This window comes from Janibacter corallicola NBRC 107790 (assembly GCF_001570965.1).
Lineage (GTDB): Bacteria > Actinomycetota > Actinomycetes > Actinomycetales > Dermatophilaceae > Janibacter > Janibacter corallicola.
On record NZ_BCSR01000080.1, the window covers coordinates 1 to 3,826 of the forward strand.

Annotated in this window: 2 rRNA genes; both read right to left on the reverse strand. The window is 57.2% G+C overall.

Going from position 1 to position 3,826, the window contains the following annotated elements:
• Nucleotides 1-2,807 (reverse strand): 23S ribosomal RNA (locus JCO01S_RS15115); the annotation flags it as partial.
• Between the two features lie 418 nt (nucleotides 2,808-3,225).
• Nucleotides 3,226-3,826, reverse strand: a 16S ribosomal RNA gene (locus JCO01S_RS15120); the annotation flags it as partial.

Sequence of the window (3,826 nt, forward strand, 5' to 3'; positions counted from 1 at the left end):
GCCGCTTTAATGGGCGAACAGCCCAACCCTTGGGAGCAACTCCACCCCCAGGATGCGACGAGCCGACATCGAGGTGCCAAACCATCCCGTCGATATGGACTCTTGGGGAAGATCAGCCTGTTATCCCCGGGGTACCTTTTATCCGTTGAGCGACGGCGCTTCCACAAGCCACCGTCGGGTCACTAGTTCCGACTTTCGTCCCTGCTTGACATGTCTGTCTCGCAGTCAAGCTCCCTTGTACACTTGCACTCGCCACCTGATTGCCAACCAGGCTGAGGGAACCTTTGAGCGCCTCCGTTACATTTTAGGAGGCAACCGCCCCAGTTAAACTACCCACCAGGCAATGTCCCTGATCCGGATCACGGACCGAGGTTAGATGATCAGAACGACCAGAGTGGTATTTCAACGATGACTCCACGAACACTAGCGTGCTCGCTTCACAGTCTCCCACCTATCCTACACAAGCCGTCCCGATCACCAATACCAAGCTATAGTGAAGGTCCCGGGGTCTTTCCGTCCTGCTGCGCGTAACGAGCATCTTTACTCGTAGTGCAATTTCGCCGAGTTCGCGGTTGAGACAGTGGAGAAGTCGTTGCGCCATTCGTGCAGGTCGGAACTTACCCGACAAGGAATTTCGCTACCTTAGGATGGTTATAGTTACCACCGCCGTTTACTGGGGCTTAAATTCTCCGCTTCGACCACCGAAGTGATCTAACAGGTCCTCTTAACCTTCCAGCACCGGGCAGGCGTCAGTCCGTATACATCGTCTTGCGACTTCGCACGGACCTGTGTTTTTAGTAAACAGTCGCTTCTCCCTGGCCTCTGCGGCCCTTCTCCCTAGCCCGCCTGGGGCTTCAGGATCCGGGCCCCCCTTCTTCCGAAGTTACGGGGGCATTTTGCCGAATTCCTTAACCACGATTCACTCGATCGCCTTGGTATTCTCTACCCAACCACCTGAGTCGGTTTGGGGTACGGGCGGCTCGAACCTCGCTAGAGGATTTTCTCGACAGCATAGGATCACCCTGCTTCCCGCCATAGGCGGTCACCATCAGGCCTGAGGCATATGAGCCGCGGATTTACCTACGACTCGCCCTGCACCCTTGGACGTGGACAACCATCGCCACGCGGAGGCTACCTTCCTGCGTCTCCCCATCACTTGGCTACTACCAGCTCGGGTCACGCGTTCCACACCCACACCAGGAACCACACACAAAGGCATGGCCCCCTTCACGGGGCGCTTCAGGCGTTTAGCATCACTGGATTCGCCAGGGTCGGTCCTTCGCCGGTTCCGGAATATCAACCGGATGTCCATCGACTACGCCTGTCGGCCTCGCCTTAGGTCCCGACTTACCCAGGGAAGATTAACTTGACCCTGGAACCCTTGGTTATTCGGCGGACGGGTTTCTCACCCGTCATTCGCTACTCATGCCTGCATTCTCACTCGTGTGGCATCCACGACTGGATCACTCCGCCGCTTCACTCGCCACACGACGCTCCCCTACCCATCAACACGCCTGGACACCCACGCATGGATGTCGAGCAGTATTGTCAATGCCACAGCTTCGGTGGTGTGCTTGAGCCCCGCTACATTGTCGGCGCGGAATCACTTGACCAGTGAGCTATTACGCACTCTTTCAAGGATGGCTGCTTCTAAGCCAACCTCCTGGTTGTCACTGCAACTCCACATCCTTTTCCACTTAGCACACGCTTAGGGACCTTAGCTGGTGATCTGGGCTGTTTCCCTCTCGACCACGGAGCTTATCCCCCGCAGTCTCACTGCCACGCTCTCACTTACCGGCATTCGGAGTTTGGTTAACGTCAGTAACCTGCTGAGGCCCATCAGCTATCCAGTAGCTCTACCTCCGGTAAGAAACACGTGACGCTGCACCTAAATGCATTTCGGGGAGAACCAGCTATCACGGAGTTTGATTGGCCTTTCACCCCTACCCACAGCTCATCCCCTCAGTTTTCAACCTAAGTGGGTTCGGTCCTCCACGACGTCTTACCGTCGCTTCAACCTGGCCATGGGTAGATCACTCCGCTTCGGGTCTAGACCCAGCGACTCTGCCGCCCATTTCGGACTCGCTTTCGCTACGGCTTCCCCACACGGGTTAACCTTGCCACTGAGCACTAACTCGCAGGCTCATTCTTCAAAAGGCACGCCGTCACCCACCACAGGCAGGCTCCGACGGCTTGTAAGCGCACGGTTTCAGGATCTATTTCACTCCCCTCCCGGGGTACTTTTCACCTTTCCCTCACGGTACTTGTCCGCTATCGGTCACCAGGGAATATTTAGGCTTGGCGGGTGGTCCCGCCAGATTCACACGAGATTCCTCGAGCCCCGTGCTACTTGGGAAACGCCCATGAAGTCCACACCATTTCGTCTACGGGGGTCCCACCCTCTACGCCGGGCCATTCAAGACCCTTCGACTATGACATGGATTGATCACTCCACCCCGAGATGTCAGTCCCGGGAAAAACGCTCCCACAACCCCGAACCTGCAACGCCTGACAGCTATCACACAAGCCCGGTTTGGCCTCATCCGCGTTCGCTCGCCACTACTAACGGAATCCCTCTTGGTTTCTCTTCCTGCGGGTACTGAGATGTTTCACTTCCCCGCGTTCCCTCCACACAACCTATGAATTCAGCTGCGGGTGACTGGACTTGCCTCCAGCCGGGTTTCCCCATTCGGAAATCCTCGGATCACAGTCTGGTTATCGACTCCCCGAGGCTTATCGCAGATTCCTACGTCCTTCTTCGGTTCCTGGTGCCAAGGCATCCACCGTGCGCCCTTAAAAACTTGAGCCACAGAAAATAAAGATGCTCGCGTCCACTGTGAAGTTCTCAACATACGGGCAGCAACCCCACCACACGACCACGCCCACCCCCGACACCCACCAACGAGCGCCACAGGCAGTTCGCGACCAGGCAAGGCCCGACCATTCCTCAAGGAAACCACCCCGCCCCCGACCAGAGCCACGACCCAACCAGGGCCAGACCCCACCACGGGGACGAGCAGTGTGAATCCTCAGGACCCAACAACGTGCCAGACACCCACCCCACCCGCAAGCCCACCCATTCCACGACACCCACCCCAACACAGGAGCGGCACGTCAGTACTCGAGCAGACCCACCAACAGGGCCCAGATGTCATGATCGATGTTCCACCCAGAGCAACCTGCCACCCCACACTCGGAGGCAGCCAGGCCAAAAATGCTCCTTAGAAAGGAGGTGATCCAGCCGCACCTTCCGGTACGGCTACCTTGTTACGACTTAGTCCCAATCGCCGGTCCCACCTTCGACGGCTCCCCCCACAAGGGTTGGGCCACCGGCTTCGGGTGTTACCGACTTTCGTGACTTGACGGGCGGTGTGTACAAGGCCCGGGAACGTATTCACCGCAGCGTTGCTGATCTGCGATTACTAGCGACTCCGACTTCATGGGGTCGAGTTGCAGACCCCAATCCGAACTGAGACCGGTTTTTTGGGATTCGCTCCACCTTACGGATTCGCCGCCCATTGTACCGGCCATTGTAGCATGCGTGAAGCCCAAGACATAAGGGGCATGATGATTTGACGTCATCCCCACCTTCCTCCGAGTTGACCCCGGCAGTCTTCCATGAGTCCCCACCATCACGTGCTGGCAACATAGAACGAGGGTTGCGCTCGTTGCGGGACTTAACCCAACATCTCACGACACGAGCTGACGACAACCATGCACCACCTGTGTACCGACCCAAAGGGGGCACCCATCTCTGAGTGTTTCCGGTACATGTCAAGCCTTGGTAAGGTTCTTCGCGTTGCATCGAATTAATCCGCATGCTCCG